Here is a 19,685-nt window from a genome sequence, read left to right as displayed (position 1 = left end):
GCCGGTGAGACCAGACAGGCGAAGTGGGGCTAGCGAGTGCAGCGGCAACTCGTCCGGCGAGGATGGACGAGCCGCGGTAACCGCAGTGTACGAGCGGTGCATGCCGATTCCGAGCACTGGCGCGCCCGCATCGCGGTGAGCGCAGTCGTTTCGCTAGGTGCGTCAGGTGCCATCGCTGGAACCACGGCGCCTGGCGGGGCTCATTGGTCGATGAACTGCAGCCGCGCCAGCTCCGCATACAGACCGCCTTCGGCGATCAACTGCGCATGCGTACCCTGCGCGACGATGCGGCCGGCATCCATCACCACGATGCGGTCGGCTTTGAGTACGGTGGCCAGGCGATGCGCGATCACCAACGTGGTGCGGCCTTCCATCAGCCGCTCCAGCGCCTGCTGCACGGCGCGCTCGCTGTGCGCATCGAGCGCGCTGGTGGCTTCGTCCAGCAGCAGGATCGGGGCATCCTTGAGCAGCGCACGCGCAATCGCCACGCGTTGCTGCTGGCCGCCGGACAGGCGCGTGCCGCGCTCGCCCAGTTCGCTGGCGTAGCCCTGGGGCAGGGCGCGGATGAAGACATCGGCTTCGGCCGCCGCCGCCGCCGCTTCCACCTCGGCATCGCTGGCGTGCAGGCGCCCGTAGCGGATGTTGTCGGCGGCGCTGGCGGCAAACAACGTGGGTTGCTGCGGTACCAAAGCGATGTGCTCGCGCAGCAGGACCGGGTCGGCGTCGCGCAGGTCGATGTCGTCGATGCGCACCTTGCCGCTGACCGGGTCGTGGAAACGCAGCAGCATCGACAGCACCGTGCTCTTGCCCGCTCCGGACGGGCCCACCAGCGCCACGGTTTCGCCGGGGCTGACATGCAGGTCGAACCCGTCCAGCGCCGGCGCGTCCGGGCGTTGCGGGTAATGGAAGACCACCTGGTCGAAATGGATCGCGCCGCGCAGCGGCTGCGGCAAGGCCTGCGGCGTGGCCGGCGCCACGATCAGCGGTTGTTCGTCGAGCAATTCACTCACCCGGCCCATGCCGCCGGCGGCACGCTGCAACTCGTTCCAGACCTCGGCCAGTGCACCGACCGAACCGCCGCCGATCAGCGCGTACAGCACGAATTGGCCCAGCGTGCCGGGCGTCATGCGGCCAGAAATCACATCGTGCGCGCCCAGCCACAACACCGCGACGATCGCACCGAAGATCAGCATGATCGCCACTGCGGTCACGGTGGCCTGGGTGCGGATGCGCACCTTTGCGGTGTCGATGGCGGTCAGCAGTGCCGTACTGAAACGTTGGCTTTCGTAACGCTCGCGCGCATGCGCCTGCACGGTGCGCACGGCGCCCAGGGTTTCGGCCGCCAGCGTATTGGCGTCGGCCACGCGGTCCTGGCTTGCGCGCGAAATCTTCTGCAGGCGGCGTGCGCCCAGCACGATCGGCAGTACCGCCAGCGGGATGCCGATCAAGGTGAAGCCGGCCAGACGCGGGCTGGTGACGAACAACATCACCACGCTGCCAATGACCGTTGCCACGCTCCGCAAGGCCACCGACATGGTGCTGCCGATCAGCCCACGCAGCAATTCGCTGTCGGCCGACAGGCGTGACACCAGTTCGCCGCTGCGGCTGCGGTCATGAAATCCGGCGTCCAGGCCGATCAGGTGTGCGTACAGCCGGCCACGCAGGTCGGCGACCACTTTTTCGCCCAGCAGTGCGACGAAATAGAAGCGGGCAGCGGTCGCCACCGCCAGCACCACCGAGACTACGAACAACAGCGCGAACGCCTGATTGATCTGCGCATCGCCGGAGAAGCCTTGATCGATCATGCGCTTGACCGCTGCCGGCAGGCTCAGTGTGGCGGCAGCGGAAATCGTCAGCGCGACCATCCAGGCAACGAACAGGCCGCGCTGGCGTTGGATGAAGGGCCACAAGGTGCGCAGGCTGCCCAGCTTCCGCAACGGGCTGGGACGTGCAGCGGCTGGCTGGGTCATGCGGCTTCCGGGGTTGAGAGGTGGACACGATTGCGAGTGGCGTCGCACAGGCGGGTTTTCAAGCCGGCGAGCTGATCGGCAGGCAGTTGCACACGCAACGCTGCACCTTCGGCGTCGAAGCGTTCGTCCAGTTTGTCGGCATGGAAGGCCGCCAGTGCGGCGTGCACCAGGCCCAGATCGTCGAACCGGCACTGCACCTGCACCCGCGACAACGCGATCAATGGCTGTCGCGTTGCCAGCCGAAGGCACTCGGCCGCGGTACCGCCGTAGGCACGCACCAGCCCGCCGGCCCCGAGCTTGATGCCGCCATACCAGCGCGTGACCACGACCACCACCCGATCGAAGCCCTGGCCGTCGATGGCGGCCAGTATCGGCCGGCCGGCGGTGCCGCTTGGCTCGCCGTCGTCGCTGGAGCGGTAGTCCTGCCCGAACCGGTAGGCCCAGCAGTTGTGGGTGGCATCCGGCACTGCCACGCGCTGCACGGTCTCCAGCGCATGCGCGGGAGTCTCCAGTGCGGCAGCGCGGGCCAGAAAGCGACTGTGCTTGATGTCCAGGCTGTGGTGCGCGTCAGCGGCGAGGGTATCGAGCATCGCCGCCATTCTATGCGAGGCGGTGTCGCGGGTTGCTGCGGCCATCGTGACTGCCGTTGCAAGCTGGCAGATCGAGGCGATGTTGTGCGACCGCGCTGCGCGCGGTCTGAACCTCGCCGTGGAGTGCGTCGCTGGCCGCCATCGCGCTGGTCGATGCCGTGGTGATGCGCGCAGTGCCCCGCCGCGCGGATGCATGCAGTGCCGCAGCGTCGAAGAGACGGGGCGGCTAACGCTTACACCAGGGTGGAGCGACGCTTCTCGTCGATCCACTTCGACGCCTGCGCCGGAGTGTAGTGCTGCATCCATTCGAGCATCTGCTCGATATCGGCGCCGTACCACAGGTCGGCGCGCTGGTCTGGATGCAGGAAGCGCTCTTCGACCATGCGGTCGATCATGCCAATCAGCGGTGCGTAGAAACCTTCGATGTCCAGAAAGGCGCACGGCTTGTTGCCGATGCCGAGCTGGCGCCAGGTCAGCATCTCGAAGATCTCTTCCATGGTACCGAAGCCGCCGGGCAGGGCCACGAACGCATCGGACAGCTCGAACATGCGCATCTTGCGCTCATGCATGGAGCCGACGATTTCCAGCGTGGTCAACCCGCGGTGCGCCACTTCCCAATCGGCTAGTTGCTGCGGGATCACCCCGGTCACTTCACCGCCGGCCGCCAGCACTGCATTGGCCACGGTGCCCATCAAGCCAACGTTGCCGCCGCCGTACACCAGGCGCAGGCCCTGCTTGGCGATGCGATCGCCCAACGCAATCGCGCGCTCGACATAGGCGGGTTTGTTGCCGGCATTGGAGCCGCAGTAGACGCAGATGCTTTTCATGGGAACCGGAATCGGGAGTGGGGAATCGGGAATGGGTCAACGCAACTGCAGAAGCCGGAACGCATGACGCCGGACCTGGGTCCGGCGTCAGCATGAAGAGTGAAGTGATGGGAGCGCTTCTACGATTCCCGATTCCCCACTCCCGATTCCCGACTTAATTGGCCTTATGAATCGCGCGCTTGCTCACCGCCATCGCGGCATCGTGGATCGCTTCGGACAGCGTCGGGTGCGCGTGGCAGATGCGGGCCAGGTCGTCGGCCGAGCCGTTGAACTCCATGGTCAGCACGCCTTCGTGCACCAGCTCGGAAACGCCCACGCCCACCAGGTGCATACCCAGCACGCGGTCGGTTTCGGCATCGGCGATCACTTTGACGAAGCCGGCCGGCTCGCCCATGGCAACGGCACGGCCGATTGCCGCGAACGGGAAGCTGCCGGCCTTGTAGGCGACACCTTCGGCCTTCAACTGCTGCTCGGTCTTGCCGACCCAGGCGATTTCCGGCTCGGTGTAGATGACCCACGGAATGGTGTCGAAATTGACGTGACCCGGCAGGCCGGCGATCAATTCGGCCACCGCGATGCCTTCCTCGAAGCCCTTGTGCGCCAGCATCGGGCCGCGCACGCAGTCGCCGATCGCCCACACGCCATCCACGCCGGTGTGGCAATGCCCGTCGACCTCGATCTGGCCGCGGTCGGTGACCTTGACGCCCGTGCCTTCTGCCAGCAGGTTCTTGGTGGCGGCCTTGCGGCCCACGGCCACCAGCAGCTTGTCCACGGTCAGGGTCTGCTCGCCGGTCGCGTCGGTGTAGCTGAGCACCACCTGCTTGGCGTCGCCGCTGCCGGTGATCTCGGTCTTGCCGACCTTGGCGCCCAGCTTGATGTCCAGGCCCTGCTTCTTGAATTCCTTCAAGGCGGTCTTGGCCACTTCGGCATCGGCCAGGGCCAGGAAGTCCGGCAGCGCTTCGAGGATGGTCACCTCGGCGCCCAGGCGCTTCCACACGCTGCCCAGCTCCAGGCCGATCACGCCGGCACCGATGACGGCCAGACGCTTGGGAACGGCGGTGAAATCCAGGCCGCCGACGTTGTCGACGATGGTGTCGCCGTCGAACTTGGCGAACGGCAGTTCGATCGATTCCGAACCGGCCGCCAGGATCACGTTGGTGCCCTTGAGCTCGATCTCGCCGCCTTCATGCTGGGTCACCTTGACGATGTTGCCCGGCTGCAACTGGCCGAAGCCGTAGTACGGGGTGATCTTGTTGGCCTTGAACAGCATCGCGATGCCGCCGGTGAACTGCTTCACGATCTTGTCCTTGCGGCCGATCATGGTGGGCACGTCCATCTTGGCGTCGTTGAAGCTGATGCCGTGGTCGCCGAACAGGTGGCCCATGTTCCAGAACTGGCGCGAGGAATCCAGCAGCGCCTTGGACGGAATGCAGCCCACGCGCAGGCAGGTACCGCCCAGTGCCGGCTTGCCGTCCTTGCCCAGGGCCGCGTCGATGCAGGCGACCTTCATGCCCAGCTGCGCCGCACGGATGGCGGCGTGATAACCGGCCGGACCGGCACCGATGACGACGACGTCGAATTGTTCGCTCATTTCATTTGCTCACGGGAATGGGGAATAGGGAATAGGGAATGGGGAATCGCAATAGCGCACGCGCCCTTGGCGTCCCATCCAGGTCCAGGCGGGAATGGAGCGGTCCATGGGCGCTTGTCCCATTCCCGTATCTCCATCCCCGATTCCCGGCGCTTACAGGCCGAACAGCATGCGGCCCGGGTTTTCCAGCTGGTTCTTGATGTCGACCAGGAACTGCACCGAGTCCTTGCCGTCGATGATGCGGTGGTCGTAGGACAGCGCCAGATACATCATCGGCGCGATCACGACCTGGCCGTTCTCGGCGATCGGACGCTCCTTGATCGCGTGCATGCCCAGGATGGCGCTCTGCGGCGGGTTGATGATCGGGGTGGACAGCAGCGAGCCGAAGGTGCCGCCGTTGGTGATGGTGAAGGTGCCGCCCTGCAGGTCGTCCAGGCCCAGCTTGCCGGCGCGCGCCTTGGCGGCGTAATCGGCAATGCCTTGCTCGACATCGGCGAACGACTGGCGCTCGACGTTACGCAGCACCGGCGTGACCAGGCCCTTGTCGGTCGACACCGCGATCGAGATGTCGCTGTAGCCGTGATAGATGATGTCGTCGCCGTCGATCGAGGCGTTGACCAGCGGGAAGCGCTGCAGCGCGTTGGCGGCAGCCTTGACGAAGAAGCTCATGAAACCGAGCTTGATGCCGTGCGCCTTCTGGAACTCGTCCTGCAGCTCCTTGCGCGCGGCCGACACCTTGGCCAGGTTGACTTCATTGAAGGTGGTCAGCATCGCGGTGGAGTTCTTGGACTCCATCAGGCGCTTGGCGATCGTCTTGCGCACGCGGGTCATCGGCACGCGTTCTTCCGGGCGGGCACCAGAGGCCTTGCCGACGCCGCCGGCCTTGGCGAAGTTGACGATGTCTTCCTTGGTCACCGCGCCACGACGGCCGGTGCCTTCGACCTGCGAAGGATCCACGCCCTGGGTGATCGCGGAGAAACGCGCGCCCGGCGGCAGCGAATCGGCAGCGGACTTGGACGCAGCAGGCGCCGCGGCGGCCGCCGGTGCCGCAGCAGTCGCAGCCGGGGCAGTGGCCTGCTTCTCTTCAGCTGGTGCCGCCGCAGCCACAGCGCCTTCTTCGATGATCGCCAGAATCTGGTTGCTGGTGACCGTGCTGCCGGTTTCGAACTTGATTTCCTTCAGTACGCCGTCGACCGGCGAAGGAACTTCCAACACGACCTTGTCGGTTTCCAGGTCGACCAGATTCTCGTCGCGCTTGACCGCTTCGCCGGCCTTCTTGTGCCAGCTGGCGATGGTGGCGTCGGAAACGGATTCGGGCAGTACCGGAACTTTGACTTCGGTGGCCATTCGGGGAGCGTCCTAGGGTTTTCGTTCTTTGGGGAAGAGGAGTTATTCAGCGACTTGGTCGTTGAACGGGTTGAGCAGCGCATCGGCGACCAGCTTCTGCTGCTCGATGATGTGGTCGGCCATGTGGCCGGCGGCAGGCGAGGGCGAACGGGCACGGCCGGCGTAATGCAGGCTCTGACCGCCGGCCAGGCAGAAGTTGAGGTGGTGGCGGATCTGGTACCACGCACCCTGGTTCTGCGGTTCTTCCTGGCACCACACCACATCGGTGGCGTTGGCATAGGCCTTCAGTTCGGCCGCCAGCTGCGCGCGCGGGAACGGATACAGCTGCTCCACGCGCAGGATGGCGACATCGTCCTGGCCACGCTTGGTCTGGTCTTCGAGCAGGTCGTAATAGACCTTGCCCGAGCACAGCACCACGCGCCTGACCTTGGCCGCGTCGGCCTTGGCGTCCGGGATCAGATGCTGGAACTGCCCGTCGGCCAGTTCTTCCAGGCTCGACACCGCCAGCTTGTGGCGCAGCAACGACTTGGGCGTCATCACCACCAGCGGCTTGCGGGTCGTCATGCGCATCTGGCGGCGGATCATGTGGAAGCACTGCGCCGGCGTGGTCGGCACGCAGACCAGCATGTTCTCCAGCGCGCACAGCTGCAGGAAGCGCTCCAGACGTGCGGAGCTGTGTTCCGGGCCCTGGCCTTCGTAGCCATGCGGCAGGAACAGCGACAGGCCCGCGATGCGGCCCCACTTGGCCTCGCCGGCGGCGATGAACTGGTCGATCACCACCTGCGCGCCATTGGCGAAATCGCCGAACTGCGCTTCCCAGATGCACAGCGCATTCGGGTCGGTGGTGGAGTAGCCGTATTCGAAGCCCATCACCGCTTCTTCGCTCAGCAACGAGTCGATGACAGTGGCGTCTTCCGGGTTCTGCACCAGTTGGCGCAGCGGCAGGTAGTAGTCGTCGGTCTTCTGGTCGTGCAGGATCGCGTGACGGTGGAAGAACGTGCCGCGGCCGGCGTCCTGCCCAACCAAGCGCAGCTTGTGGCCTTCGGCCAGCAAGGTGGCGTAGGCCAGGTTCTCGGCAAAGCCCCAGTCGCCGAGCTGATCGCCGGCGGCCATCTTGACGCGATCTTCGTAGATCTTCGCCACGCGGGCGTGCAGTTCGACGCCTTCGGGGATGGTGGTGATCAGCTTGCCCAGGCGGTCCAGCTGGTCGCGCTTGACGCGCGTGTCCACCGGATCGGCAGCGGTGCCGACCAGGTACCTGGACCAATCGATGGCGAATTCGTCCGGCTTGCGCTTGGCCAGTTCGGTGGTGTACTCGCCCGAATCCAGCTTGTTGCGGTAGCCGTCCACCAGCGCCTTGGCCTCGTCGGCGCTCAGCACGCCTTCGCTTTCCAGCTTGGCGGCGTACAGCTCGCGGGTGGTCTTGTGCTTGCGGATGGTCTGGTACATCACCGGCTGGGTCGCTGCCGGTTCGTCGGCTTCGTTATGGCCCCAGCGGCGGTAGCAGACCAGGTCGATGACCACGTCCTTCTTGAACTGCTGGCGGAACTCGTAAGCCAGCTTGGACACGAACATCACCGCGTCCGGATCGTCGCCGTTCACGTGGAAGACCGGCGCGCCGATCATCTTGGCCACGTCCGTGCAGTACAGCGTGGAGCGGGCGTCGTCGCGGGTGCTGGTGGTGAAGCCGATCTGGTTGTTGACGACGATGTGCACGGTGCCGCCGACCGCGAAACCGCGCGCCTGCGACATCTGGAACAGCTCCATCACCACGCCCTGGCCGGCGAATGCGGCATCGCCGTGGATCAGGATCGGCAACACGCTCTTGCGCTCGGCATCGCCGAAACGCTCCTGGCGCGAACGCACGCTGCCGACCACGACCGGGTCGACGATTTCCAGGTGCGAGGGGTTGAAGGCCAGCGCCAGGTGGACCTGCTTGTCGGTGCCCACCGCGATATCGGCCGAGAAGCCCATGTGGTACTTGACGTCGCCGGTGTGCGCACGGTCGTCATGGGCATGCTCGAACTTGCCCTCGAATTCGTCGAACAGCTTGCGCGGGTTCTTGCCCAGCGTATTGACCAGTACGTTGAGGCGGCCGCGGTGGGCCATCCCGATCACGATGTCCTTGACCTGATCGTTGCCGGACTGGCGGATGATCTCGTCCATCATCGGGATCAGCGAATCGCCGCCTTCCAGCGAGAAACGCTTCTGGCCGACGTATTTGGTATGCAGGTAGCGCTCCAGGCCCTCGGCAGCGGTGAGCCGCTCCAGGGTGCGCTTGCGGCTGGCCGCATCGCCGGCAATCTTGCCGCCGGCGTCTTCCAGGCGCTTGTAGATCCACTGGCGCTGATCGAACTCCTGGATGTGCATGAACTCGGCGCCGATGCTGCTGGCGTAGGTCGCCTTCAGGCGCGTCAGCAGATCCTTGAGCTTCATCCGCGGCTGGCCGCCGACACCGCCGGTGCTGAACTCGCTGTCCAGATCGGCCTGGGACAGGCTGTGGAACGGCAGGTCCAGGTCGGGCGGGTTGACCGGCGGGACCAGGCCCAGCGGGTCGAGCTGGGCGCCGAGGTGGCCACGGGCGCGGTAGGCGGTGATCAGACGGCCGACATTGCGCTCGCGCTCGTCACTGGCGCCTGCGCCGGTGCCGGCATTGGCAGCCTGCTTGGAGGCGGCGAGGATGTGGGCGATGGCCGCCGAGTGCGGCACATCACCGGCACCGCGACCTTCGAAACCATCGAAGTAGCTCTTCCACTTCGGATCGACACTGTCCGGGGCGACGAGGTACTGCTCGTACAGATCCTCGATATAGGCGGCGTTGCCGCCGGCGAGTTGCGATGACTGCGCGAACTGCTTTAGGAGATTATCCACGATGGTAAGTCGGGTCTGCTGTGGGGATGATTGTGCGGAAGCGGCAGGGCGAGATGCCCTATCGGTCGGTCTCAAATCTCGAAAAATTATACCCCCTTGCGCTAGTGAGGAGGCGTCTGCAAGCTGACCGACGGGGTAGACCAATCGCGCGCGCGCCTACGTGCAAGGGGCGCTGCGGCGTCAGATGCCGAGCGCGCGCGGCTCGTTCCAGAGCGCGCTGCGCTCCCATATCTGCGCGAATTCGCGCTCCAGCTGGCGGCTGCGCGCTGCGCCCGACAGCCAGGTTTCGCCATCATCGAAGCGATGACCTGTTGGACGAAAGTAGTAGGCGTCGTCGCCGACAACATAGACCGATGCAAAACTTGCATCGACCGGGTCGCTGACCGCGCGGAACCGGAACACGCTGGGCAGGCGCTGTGCCAAGCGCAGCATCGCGCTGCTGCTGGCCGCGGCACTGGCGGTGTCTTGCACCAGGACATGTACACGCTTGTCGTGGCGGGCGGTGGCGAAACGACGCAGCGCGTCGAGCACCGCGGCGTTGTCGAACAGGGCCGGGTCCAGGGCGCGGGTGTAGATCAGCACCTGGCGGCGCGCGGCGCACAGCAGCCCGGTGGTGGCGGCCAAGGCTGCGGTGAAGGAGTCCACTGCCATCGGGCCGTCGAGGCGACGGTGCACGACGGTACCGGGCGCATCGTGGGTCTGGCCAATGCGCTCGGGTGAGGAGAGGGTGTCAGCGTCGGGCAGAAAGCCCAGGCGCGCGAAGACCGCTTCCGCAGCAGGGCTGGGACATGCGCGCAGGCCAGGCCAGCCGCGCTGCCGTGCCGCGTCGACTGCGGCAGCGAGCAGTTGGTCCGCCACGCCACGGCGGCGCCAGTTGGACAGAACGCCGAGCCGGTCGAGGCGGCGGTCGGCGGTGAGCCGCACCGAGGCGATCAGCTGGCCCTCGGCGCGTACGGCCAGATGCAGGCTGAGCGGGTCCAATGCATCCCACTGGACACCGCCGGTGGCGCCAGCGGTGTCGGTGGCGCAGGCCAGCCGCAGCGCACGCAGCGCCGCGGCGTCGGCGGCCGGGTCCAGCGTGACGATCTGCGGTCTGGCGTGCGCGGTCATGCAGGCTTGGTGGTGTCGTCGCTGTCGTCGGAATCGGTCTCGTCGGCGATCGCACTGTCGACGTCCTGCTCGGCTTCGGCATCGTCGCCGGGCTCGACATCGGCCTCCAACGCCTCTGCCGGGGTATCGGCAGCGTCGGCAACCTGTTCGACATCGGCGTCGGCATCGATGTCTTCGTCCGCCTCCGGCGCGTCGTCCTCGGCGTCTTCGTCGTCGTGGTCGGCCGACACGCTCAGCGCATGCGCGTGGTCGTCGTCTGCGATGGCGTCCTCGGCATCTTCGTGGGCGCGCTGGTAGTGGCCGTGTGCCAGCAGTTCCAGTACCACCTCGCGGCCACGCGGGGACAACTGCGCGTACAGCGTGCCGTCGATCTCTTCGGCCGCGGCCAGGCGGGACGCATCCTTGGCCGACAGCGCAAACTCCAGGCCGCTGCAGAACAGCGTGGCGCCGCGCTTGGCGCGCCGCCAGGCCAGCCGCGACCACGGGTGGCGGTGCAGCAGCACGCCTTCTTCCAGCGCCTGCTCGACCGCTTCGCGCGGGATCGGCTCGGGCGCCGGCACCACGTCGCCGGAGGCGCGGTAGGTGGTCATGAAACGGCCGAACCAGTCGCCCAGACGGTCGGGGTCGTTCATGCGCAGCGCATTGAGCGCAGCGACCACGCGGTTCATCGCGGTGACGTCGATTTCGTAGGGGTCGGCCGGCACCTTGAGGTCTTCGTCGTGATAGCGCACGGCCTCGTCGGCATCGGCAATCAAGGTGTCCAGGTAATCGCCGATCAGCTCGGCCGAGGACGGTGCGCGGGTGCCGATGGAGAAGGTCAGACAGGCGTCTTCGGCCACACCGTGGTGCGGGATCAGCGGCGGCAGGTAGAGCATGTCGCCCGGGCCCAGCACCCAATCGTGGGTGGGCTTGAACTCGCGTAGCAGCTTGAGCTCGACATCGTCGCGGAACGCCAACGGCGTGGCCTTGCGGCCCTGGACGGTGCGCGCGTCGATCTGCCAGCGGCGGTGGCCCTGGCCCTGCAGCAGGAACACGTCGTAGTGGTCGACATGCGCGCCCACCGAACCGCCAGTGGCGGCGAAGCTGATCATGATGTCGTCGATACGCCAGCGCGGCAGGAAGCGGAAGTGCTCCAGCAGGGCACGCACGTCGGCGTCCCATTTGTCCACGTCCTGCACCAGCAAGGTCCAGTCATGGTCGGGCAGGCCGGGAAAATCGGTTTCCTGGAACGGGCCGGTGCGCACGTCCCAGCCGTCGGTGGCGCGGTCGTGGCTGATCAGGCGTGCCAGCACGCCGTCTTCGCAGGCCAGCCCGGCCAGATCTTCCGGCTGCAGCGGCGAGGCGAAATCCGCGAACGCATTGCGGATCAACAGCGGGTGCTTGTGCCAGTAATTGCGCAGGAAACGCTCGACCGGCATACCCAGCGGCTGTCCCGGACGGGCCTGGACTTCGATGGCAAGTGGGGTCGCTTTACGTACGGCCATGGGGGGTCCTTACACGATGTAGATAGAGAGTGCGGTGCGCGGCATCGGCCGGCGCCAATGGCCTATTGTCGACTGCCCGAGCCGGATGTGCACCTGTGCGGCGCGCAGCGAGCCGGCTCCCGTTCGCCGCTGCGGGGCTGGCCAGCGATTCCGATCGCTTCTTCGTGCTGATGGCCGTGCGAGCGGCATGGTGGCGCCTGCCGCGCACGCCGATCGCCGCGCGCGCGGTAGCGCACCGGCGCGCATCACATCACCTTGTTGCGGCTGCCGCGATCGTCTCGTAAGGGGTTGCTGGAAGGGTTGACGGTGTTGTCGTTGCCCGAAAACCGTACCTGTTTCACGGCGCGCGCCAGCACCAGATTCCTGTTGCCCTGGATGTCCACGCGATCGACATCGGTCAGATTGAGCGCGTTGTCGTGACCGCTCACGCTGAGCTGACCGAGTTGCCTGTTGAGTACCGTGACGTTGCTTCCCTCCAGCCGAATGCTGCGCGCGGTGTCCAGATTCATCGCGCCACGCGAGGCGGTGATGGTGACCGTGCCGCACGCGCCGTGCAGGATCCATTCGCTGTCATCGCGGGTCAGCCGGACATCTTTGCCGGCACAGTCTGCGCCGCTGGCCGGAGCAGGGACAGTGCCGTGTGGGTGACGCGCATCGCCGGTCTGGTGAAAAGCAAGGCCGGCACGATAGCAGTCCGGTCAGGTCACCCATGTGCAGGTCCTCGCCAACCATCCAGTCCGCTAAGGCCGTGCGACGCATCCGACGCGAGGCGTCGTCATCACTGGCCTTGATCGTGCGTCATCGGCATGCGCTGATGCCGATGACGCCTCGCCGATGAGGTCGATGACGTGGCCCGCTTCGCAAGCTCCCACCGAAGCTCGCGGTTCGGTCAGCTCAGATCGCGCGCGCCAGCTGCTCGGCCAGCCCGGTGTAGGCGCCCGGGGTGAGCGCGCGCAGGCGCTGCTTGTCTTGTTCCGGCAGTTGCAGACTTTCCACGAAGGCCTGCATCGAGGCGGCGGTGATGCCCTGGCCGCGGGTCAGCGCCTTGAGTTGTTCGTAGGGGTTCGGCAGGCCGTGGCGGCGCATGACCGTCTGCACGGCTTCGGCCAGCACTTCCCAGGCCGCATCCAGGTCGGCATCCAGCCGCTCGGGGTTGACGGTGAGCTTGCCCAGGCCCTTGGCCAGCGAATCCAGCGCGACCTGGGTATGGCCGAACGCGGTGCCGAGTGCGCGCAGCACGGTGGAATCGGTGAGGTCGCGCTGCCAGCGGCTGATCGGCAACTTGGCGGAGAAATGTTCGAACAGCGCGTTGGCGATGCCGAAATTGCCCTCGGCATTTTCGAAGTCGATGGGGTTGACCTTATGCGGCATGGTCGAGGAGCCAACTTCGCCCTCTTTCAGCTTCTGCTTGAAATAGCCCAGCGAGATATAGCCCCAGATGTCGCGCGCCAGGTCGATCAGGATGGTGTTGGCGCGGCGGCTGGCATCGCCGATTTCGGCCACATTGTCGTGCGGCTCGATCTGGGTGGTGTAGGGGTTGAACACCAGACCCAGGCTTTCCACGAAACGCTGTGCGAACGCCGACCAGTCCAGGTCCGGGTACGACACCAGGTGCGCGTTGTAATTACCGACCGCGCCGTTGATCTTGCCGGTCAGTTCGACTGCGGCGATCTGCTTGCGCTGGCGCTCCAGGCGCGCGACCACGTTGGCGATTTCCTTGCCCAGCGTGGTGGGCGAGGCGGTCTGGCCGTGGGTGCGCGAGAGCATCGGCTGGGCGGCCTGGGCGTGGGCGAGGGCGCGCAGCGCGGCGGTAATACCATCCAGGCTGGGCAGCAACACCTGACGGCGTGCCTGCTCCAGCATCAGCCCGTAGCTCAGGTTGTTGATGTCTTCGCTGGTGCAGGCAAAGTGCACGAATTCCAGCGCCGGGCCGAGTTCGGCATCGTCCTTGAGCTGCTCCTTGATGAAGTACTCCACCGCCTTGACGTCATGGTTGGTGGTGCGCTCGATTTCCTTGACCCGCGCGGCATGGGCCACGCTGAAATCGTCGGCCAGGGCGCGCAGCCGCTGCGTGGCAGCCGGCGAGAACGGCGCCAGTTCGGCGATGCCCGGCTCGGCGGCCAGTGCCAGCAGCCATTCGATTTCGACCTTGACCCGCGCCTTGATCAGGCCGTATTCGGAGAAGATCGGGCGCAGCGCATCCACTTTGGAGGCGTAGCGGCCATCGAGCGGGGACAGGGCGAGCAGAGCGGAATCCGACATGGGCAGGAGAGGCAGCGGTGACGGTGGGGCCAGCATTCTACGCCGCCGAGGCTGCGGGCAGGCCCGGTGCCCTGCAAAACGGGTTCCCAAGCCCACGGCAGAATGGCTGAATGGCGGGCTACCTGCGCGGCAGAGGAGCCCGACATGGCGCGACCTGCACTTTATGGTAGAGCTCCCTGCGCTGTTCCGGCTGCCATGCGCCCGATCTTCGCTCGCCTCGCCTTTGCGATCTTTACCGCCGCGCTGCCCGCCGCCGCGCAGGATGCCGACTTCGCCGCGCAGGCGGCGGCGCTGTATCGCACCCCGCCTGCGATCGCCAGCTGCCGCGCCGGAGACCTGCAGCCGGCGCAGCGGCAACGCGTGCTGGCGCTGATCAACGACATCCGTCGGCTGCACGGGCTCGACGCGGTCGACGACGACCCGGCGGCCGAGCCCGAAGCCACCCAGGCGGCCTTGGTGATTGCCGCCAACGGCCGCCTCAGCCATACGCTGACGCCGGACTGGCGCTGCTATTCCGACACCGCAGCCAAGGGCGCGCGCCGTAGCCTGATCTACGGCGGAGTCAGCTCGCCGCTGCTGCGTTTCTCCAGCGCCGAACAGATCGTGATCGAGTGGCTGACCGACGCCAACAATGTCAGCGCCGGTGGACTGGGGCACCGGCGCTGGCTGCTGGATCCGTTTCTGCAACGCGTCGCCTTCGGCATGGTGGCCGGTCGCGACGGCGCCACGTTCAGTAGCGGTGCCGCGCTGCGCTTCGTTCCGGCGGTCGGCGTCGCGGCGCGGACGCGTGAGGATTTCATCGCCTGGCCGATCGGCGAGTACCCGGGCCGCTACTATTCCGACGATGCGCTGTTGTCGTTCACCGCATTGCCGGACCGCAAGCGCAAGTTCGCCAATCGCGATGTCGACTACGCCGATGCGCAGGTGCAGATCCGCGAGCGCGATGGACGCCAGCTGCAGGTACGCAACCTGAGCGACGACCACGAAGGTTTCGGGGTGCCCAATAGCCTGCAGTTCCGGGTGCCGCGCCTGCAGCCGGGTGTGATCTACGACGTGACCATCCGCGGGGCGCGGTTCGGCGGGCAGTCGCGCGATTACCGTTATTGGTTTCGCATCGGCCAATCGGCCCGCGCGTCCGCCGACTGAATCGACGGCATCAGCTGGCCGCGTCGACGGCTTCGCCCACCGGCCGCACCGTGACTGCCTGGATGCGATGGCCTGCCATGCGCCGCACGGTCAGCAGGTGACCATCCAGCTCCAGCGTTTCGCCTTCCTCGGGCAGGCGCTGCAGCTGATACAGGATCAGCCCGCCGACCGAATTGACGTGGTCCGGCGCGCTCAGGTCCTGACCGAGCAGGCGTTCCAGGCGGAAGATCGAGGTGCTGCCGGCGACCAGCAGCGAGCCGTCCTGGCCACGGATCGGGGCATCGCGCACCACGTGTCGGTGCTCGTCCTCGATGTCGCCAACCACCACTTCCAGCAGGTCTTCCAGGGTGAAAAAGCCCAGGATGCGGCCTTCTTCTTCCACGCACAGCGCCAGATGGGTGGTGCCGGTGCGGAATTGCTCCAGCGCGTTGGGAATCGGCGTTTCCAGGGTCAGCACGGTGGGAGGGCGCAGCAGCGGGCGCAGATCGTCCAGGTTCTGGCCGCGTGCCATCGCCACCAGCAAATCCTTGGTGTGCAGGATGCCGAGTACCTGTTCGCCATCGGCATCGAACCAGGGGTAGCGGCTGTAGCGCGACTCACTGAATTCGGCCAGCACCGTCTCCAGGATCATGCCTTCGCGCAGGCTGCGCATGTGCTCGCGCGGGCGCATCAAATCGCCGGCGACCAGATCCGGCAATTCCAACGCGTGGCTCATCAAGGCCAGCCCCTGGTCGGGCGCAGCGGCGTTCGGGTCCTGGCGGCCGACGATCAGCATCAGTTCCTCGCGTGAGTAACGATGCGAGTGATGTTCCACCTCGCCCCAGCCGAGCAGGCGCAGAAAGCGGTTGGCGCTGGTATTGAGCACCCAGATGGCCGGGTACATCAGCCAGTAGAAAACGTACAGCGGCGCAGCGGTCCACAACGACATGCGTTCCGGGCGGCGGATCGCCATGGTCTTGGGCGCCAGTTCGCCCAGCACGATATGCAGGAACGAAATCAAGCTGAAGGCGATTGCCAGCGCAGTGAATTGTGCCGCTTCCGGCGACAGGCCCAGCGTATCGAACAGCGGTTGCAGCAGATGTGCGAAAGCCGGCTCGCCGACCCAGCCCAATCCGAGCGAAGCCAGCGTGATACCGAGCTGGCAGGCCGACAGATACGCATCCAGATGCGCGTGTACACCGAGCAACAAGCGCCCGCGCCAGCCGTTGGTTTGCGCCAGGCCCACCGCTTGCGTGTGCCGCAGCTTGACCAGCGCGAACTCGGCGGCGACGAAAAATCCATTCAACAGCACCAGCAGCAATGCCACCAACAGCAGCAGGACGTTACCCAACATGGCCGCCTCCATGCGCTGCAGGAGCGGTCCATCCGCGTGCCACCGCATGTGCGGTAGCGATGAGCAGTGTCGCGGCAACCGATGCGGAACGTGCGTTTCTACAGTCAGGCTCGTCGCCCATGGCGGCTTGGTATCTCGTCACGATCAGCAGGCAGTCTAGCCGACAGCGTGCGACGACATCGTCGCAACGCGGCGTGCGAGTATCGTAGACAGTCTCGCCAGCGTGGGTACGCCCGCCGCCAGCCATCCATCACCACAAATCAGCAATGTGCGGAGAGTGCAGATGAGCGAACGTTTCAGGACCGAACACGACAGCATGGGCGAATTGCAGGTGCCCGCCGACGCGTTGTGGGGCGCGCAGACCCAGCGCGCGGTGCAGAATTTCCCAGTGTCCGGGCAGCCGATGCCGCGCGGTTTCATTCGCGCGCTGGGCTTGATCAAGGCCGCGGCAGCCGGCGTCAACGCCGAGCTTGGATTGCTGCCGAAGTCGATCGGCAAGACCGTGCAGGCCGCTGCATTGCAAGTGGCCGAGGGCAGCTTCGATGCGCAGTTTCCCATCGATGTGTACCAGACCGGTTCGGGCACCTCGTCCAACATGAATGCCAATGAGGTGATTGCCACCCTGGCCACGCGTGCCGGCAAGGATGCGGTGCATCCCAACGACCACGTCAATCTGGGCCAGAGTTCCAACGATGTGGTGCCCACCGCCATTCGCGTGTCGGCATTGCTGGCGGTGCAGGAACATCTGCAACCGGCGCTCAAGCATCTGCGCAAGACCATCGACAAGCGCGCAAAATCGCTGGACAAGATCGTCAAGACCGGTCGCACGCATTTGATGGACGCGATGCCGCTCACCTTTGGTCAGGAGTTCGGCGCGTGGTCGGCGCAGCTGAGTTCGGCGCAGGAGCGTATCGACGACGCGCTCAAACGCTTGCGACGCTTGCCGCTGGGCGGCACGGCGATCGGGACCGGCATCAATGCCGACCCGCGCTTCGGTGGCAAGGTCGCCAAGGCCTTGTCCACCCTGAGCGGAGCCAGGTTCGAGAGCGCGGAAAACAAGTTCGAAGGACTCGCCGCGCAGGACGATGCGGTGGAGTTGTCTGGCCAACTCAACGCGCTGGCGGTGGCACTGATCAAGATCGCAAACGACTTGCGCTGGATGAATGCCGGTCCGTTGGCGGGCCTGGGCGAAATCGAACTGCCGGCGCTGCAGCCTGGCAGCTCGATCATGCCAGGCAAGGTCAATCCGGTGATTCCCGAAGCCACCGTGATGGCGTGCGCGCAGGTGATCGGCCACCACACTGTCATCACCATCGCCGGGCAAACCGGCAACTTCCAATTGAACGTGACGTTGCCCCTGATCGCCTACAACCTGCTGGATTCGATCACCTTGCTGGGCAACGTTTCGCGCCTGTTGGCCGACACCGCCATTGCCGGTCTGAAGGTGCGTCAGGAGCGCGTCCGCGAGGCGTTGGACCGCAACCCCATCTTGGTGACGGCACTGAACCCGATCATCGGTTACGAAAAGGCCGCGGCGATCGCCAAGCGTGCCTACAAGGAGCAGCGGCCGGTACTGGATGTGGCCAAGGAAGACAGCGGGCTCGGCGAAGCGGAACTGCGGCGATTGCTCGACCCGACGGCATTGACGCGTGGCGGTATCCATGCCGGCGGCGGTAGCGGGGGCTGATCACCGCAGCGCATATGTAGGAGCGCACGTGTGCGCGATGGGGCATTATCGATAACGCCCTGTCGCGGCGCGCTCCTACCGATTTTGCTGATTTGTCGTCGCTTGGCCAAGCCGGCTAAGCGTCAGTGCCGCTCGGCCTGCACATTGCCGAAGCTCTCGCGATACGGTTGCAGCGACGGAATTTCATCCAGCAATTGACCACTGAGCGTCTGGATCTCCGGCGTGGCGGTCAGCTTGATCGACTTGTATTCCTGATCCGGGCCGGCCTCGTTGACCGCCTGCTGACGCAACATCTGCAGGTGGCCGAACAGCAGCTGCAGCTTGGCGCGTGTCGGCTCTTTCTGCGGCAGCGCGATGTCGTCGATCTTGAGCGTGCCATCGGGGGTGATTTCGGCATTGGCAGCCGGCGGGCGGCGGATCATCACCGACTGCGTGGTGACCGCAACGCGCGGCTTGCCGCGTTCGGCGCGGCGAGACGATTGGTCGCCACAGGCAGCAAGCGTGCACAGCAGAAGCGCCATGCAGAGCATCACGAACTTGTTCATGGGGTCGATGGAGTGAGGAGAGCGCATTAGTGTAATCCCGCTCCGGTCTGCGGATCGGCAAAGCGGCAGTCCAGTGCCTGCCAAAATGTCGCAGGGCATCGTTCCGTTTGGTCGCCGTGCACGCATCGTCGGCTGGGGGCGCTTTCCGGCCGGCCAATCAGCAGCGGCGCGCGCCCTGCGAACAGCTGTGCAGGCGGTGCGATACGCAGTTGCCGAGCGGCGCTGATGGAGGCGCTGCCACCTCCCCGCGACTAGTCGTCGACTAGGCGTGGGGCGCACAGGCGCCGCAGTGTACGAGCGGCACATGCCGCGCCGCGTACCGACGACGCCCGCTTGTCGGTGGGCGAAGTCGGTTTGTCGGCCGCTCTACTTGCGGCAATCGTCGATGTCGTGCTGCGTCAGGGTCGAATACGGCGCAAACGCCGGCACCAGGTGCGCGGCTGCATCCTGCGCGGTGCGCAGCGTGGCCAGCTGGTCGCAGATCTGCAGGGCCTTGTTCTTGAAGGTGTCCGCCTCGGCCTCGATCTTGTCGCCGATCTGATCGGAATTGCCGCTGAGCACGCCCTTGATCGCTTCGCCCGCCGCATGTGCGCCGAACGCCGCGCCCTGGGTGCCGATGTCGATGCCCTTCTTGGCCACGCCTTGCACCTGAGCGTAGTAACTGCGCATCGCCTGACGTTGCGCCTCGTTCAAGTCCACCGGCTTGCCGTCGACGCTGAGCGCGCCATCGGCACTGATGGTGGCGGCGGGCAAGCCATTGCGCTTGAGCGTCAGGCTCTTGCCGGTAAAGGTCACGCCGGCACCATTGGCCTGGCCGGAGACGTTGACGGTCGGTTCGGACTTGCCGCAACCCGCCAGCAAGACGCTCATCACTACCGCCGAAACAAGCAATTTCATCAGCAATTCCCCCGCATCCAGAAAG

At 65.9% G+C, this 19,685-nt stretch carries 14 protein-coding genes and 1 pseudogene; 2 read left to right on the top strand and 13 right to left on the bottom strand.

All coding sequences use genetic code 11. The features are described from left to right. Window positions 1-200: 200 nt before the first annotated feature. The 10 genes and pseudogenes from EO156_RS19050 to purB form a co-directional block, all read right to left on the bottom strand. Window positions 201-1,970 (bottom strand): ABC transporter transmembrane domain-containing protein, encoded by a 1,770-nt coding sequence (locus EO156_RS19050; RefSeq protein WP_016849804.1) that lies wholly within the window; start codon window positions 1,968-1,970, stop codon window positions 201-203. Continuing rightward, window positions 1,967-2,569, bottom strand: coding sequence for a YigZ family protein (locus EO156_RS19045; RefSeq protein WP_029828640.1), 603 nt, complete (start codon window positions 2,567-2,569; stop codon window positions 1,967-1,969). Before EO156_RS19045 ends, EO156_RS19050 begins: the two co-directional genes overlap by 4 nt. A 224-nt stretch (window positions 2,570-2,793) precedes the next feature. Further along, entirely contained in the window at window positions 2,794-3,387 is a 594-nt protein-coding gene (locus EO156_RS19040) for a TIGR00730 family Rossman fold protein (protein WP_003483660.1), read from the bottom strand. A gap of 154 nt (window positions 3,388-3,541) precedes the next feature. Next, entirely contained in the window at window positions 3,542-4,978 is a 1,437-nt protein-coding gene (gene lpdA, locus EO156_RS19035; RefSeq protein WP_005913750.1) for a dihydrolipoyl dehydrogenase, read from the bottom strand. 153 nt (window positions 4,979-5,131) lie between these two features. Next, a complete protein-coding gene (gene sucB, locus EO156_RS19030) occupies window positions 5,132-6,325 on the bottom strand; it encodes a dihydrolipoyllysine-residue succinyltransferase (protein ID WP_016849807.1) in 1,194 nt (397 codons plus the stop codon). A gap of 42 nt (window positions 6,326-6,367) precedes the next feature. Then, entirely contained in the window at window positions 6,368-9,271 is a 2,904-nt protein-coding gene (locus tag EO156_RS19025) for a 2-oxoglutarate dehydrogenase E1 component (protein ID WP_026006975.1), read from the bottom strand. A 105-nt stretch (window positions 9,272-9,376) separates the two neighbouring features. After that, window positions 9,377-10,306, bottom strand: a complete 930-nt coding sequence (locus tag EO156_RS19020; RefSeq protein WP_029828644.1) for a GNAT family N-acetyltransferase — start codon at window positions 10,304-10,306, stop codon at window positions 9,377-9,379. Further along, a complete protein-coding gene (locus tag EO156_RS19015; RefSeq protein ID WP_029828645.1) occupies window positions 10,303-11,790 on the bottom strand; it encodes a cupin domain-containing protein in 1,488 nt (495 codons plus the stop codon). Before EO156_RS19015 ends, EO156_RS19020 begins: the two co-directional genes overlap by 4 nt. Before the next feature lie 245 nt (window positions 11,791-12,035). Beyond that, window positions 12,036-12,413: pseudogene (locus EO156_RS19010) on the bottom strand (DUF3060 domain-containing protein); the annotation flags it as partial. 271 nt (window positions 12,414-12,684) lie between these two features. Then, a complete protein-coding gene (gene purB, locus EO156_RS19005; RefSeq protein WP_016849103.1) occupies window positions 12,685-14,052 on the bottom strand; it encodes an adenylosuccinate lyase in 1,368 nt (455 codons plus the stop codon). Window positions 14,053-14,247: 195 nt separating this feature from the next. Between purB and EO156_RS19000 the strand changes: the two genes are divergently transcribed. Further along, window positions 14,248-15,198, top strand: a complete 951-nt coding sequence (locus EO156_RS19000; protein ID WP_026006844.1) for a CAP domain-containing protein — start codon at window positions 14,248-14,250, stop codon at window positions 15,196-15,198. A 10-nt stretch (window positions 15,199-15,208) separates the two neighbouring features. Here EO156_RS19000 and EO156_RS18995 read toward each other — a convergent pair whose 3' ends face one another. Beyond that, window positions 15,209-16,579, bottom strand: coding sequence for a hemolysin family protein (locus EO156_RS18995; protein WP_016849102.1), 1,371 nt, complete (start codon window positions 16,577-16,579; stop codon window positions 15,209-15,211). A 235-nt stretch (window positions 16,580-16,814) separates the two neighbouring features. Between EO156_RS18995 and EO156_RS18990 the strand changes: the two genes are divergently transcribed. Further along, a complete protein-coding gene (locus EO156_RS18990) occupies window positions 16,815-18,218 on the top strand; it encodes a class II fumarate hydratase (protein WP_016849101.1) in 1,404 nt (467 codons plus the stop codon). A 122-nt stretch (window positions 18,219-18,340) separates the two neighbouring features. Here the strand turns inward: EO156_RS18990 and EO156_RS18985 are convergent, their stop codons facing one another. Continuing rightward, window positions 18,341-18,763, bottom strand: a complete 423-nt coding sequence (locus EO156_RS18985; protein WP_016849100.1) for a hypothetical protein — start codon at window positions 18,761-18,763, stop codon at window positions 18,341-18,343. Between the two features lie 366 nt (window positions 18,764-19,129). Continuing rightward, complete coding sequence (locus tag EO156_RS18980; RefSeq protein ID WP_005925590.1) at window positions 19,130-19,660, bottom strand: DUF2884 family protein; 531 nt, start codon at window positions 19,658-19,660, stop codon at window positions 19,130-19,132. Window positions 19,661-19,685: the final 25 nt, after the last annotated feature.

This window comes from Xanthomonas sp. DAR33341 (assembly GCF_003992815.1).
Classification (GTDB): Bacteria; Pseudomonadota; Gammaproteobacteria; order Xanthomonadales; family Xanthomonadaceae; genus Xanthomonas; species Xanthomonas cissicola.
Note: the sequence above shows the minus strand (reverse complement) of the source record. Positions and strands in the feature narration are given on the sequence as shown.

Coding starts and splice junctions, on each gene's coding strand:
- EO156_RS19050 (WP_016849804.1), bottom strand. CDS start 1,970: ATGACCCAGCCAGCCGCTGCACGTCCCAGCCCGTTGCGGAAGCTGGGC.
- EO156_RS19045 (WP_029828640.1), bottom strand. CDS start 2,569: ATGGCGGCGATGCTCGATACCCTCGCCGCTGACGCGCACCACAGCCTG.
- EO156_RS19040 (WP_003483660.1), bottom strand. CDS start 3,387: ATGAAAAGCATCTGCGTCTACTGCGGCTCCAATGCCGGCAACAAACCC.
- lpdA (WP_005913750.1), bottom strand. CDS start 4,978: ATGAGCGAACAATTCGACGTCGTCGTCATCGGTGCCGGTCCGGCCGGT.
- sucB (WP_016849807.1), bottom strand. CDS start 6,325: ATGGCCACCGAAGTCAAAGTTCCGGTACTGCCCGAATCCGTTTCCGAC.
- EO156_RS19020 (WP_029828644.1), bottom strand. CDS start 10,306: ATGACCGCGCACGCCAGACCGCAGATCGTCACGCTGGACCCGGCCGCC.
- EO156_RS19015 (WP_029828645.1), bottom strand. CDS start 11,790: ATGGCCGTACGTAAAGCGACCCCACTTGCCATCGAAGTCCAGGCCCGT.
- purB (WP_016849103.1), bottom strand. CDS start 14,052: ATGTCGGATTCCGCTCTGCTCGCCCTGTCCCCGCTCGATGGCCGCTAC.
- EO156_RS19000 (WP_026006844.1), top strand. CDS start 14,248: ATGCGCCCGATCTTCGCTCGCCTCGCCTTTGCGATCTTTACCGCCGCG.
- EO156_RS18995 (WP_016849102.1), bottom strand. CDS start 16,579: ATGCGGTGGCACGCGGATGGACCGCTCCTGCAGCGCATGGAGGCGGCC.
- EO156_RS18990 (WP_016849101.1), top strand. CDS start 16,815: ATGAGCGAACGTTTCAGGACCGAACACGACAGCATGGGCGAATTGCAG.
- EO156_RS18985 (WP_016849100.1), bottom strand. CDS start 18,763: ATGAACAAGTTCGTGATGCTCTGCATGGCGCTTCTGCTGTGCACGCTT.
- EO156_RS18980 (WP_005925590.1), bottom strand. CDS start 19,660: ATGAAATTGCTTGTTTCGGCGGTAGTGATGAGCGTCTTGCTGGCGGGT.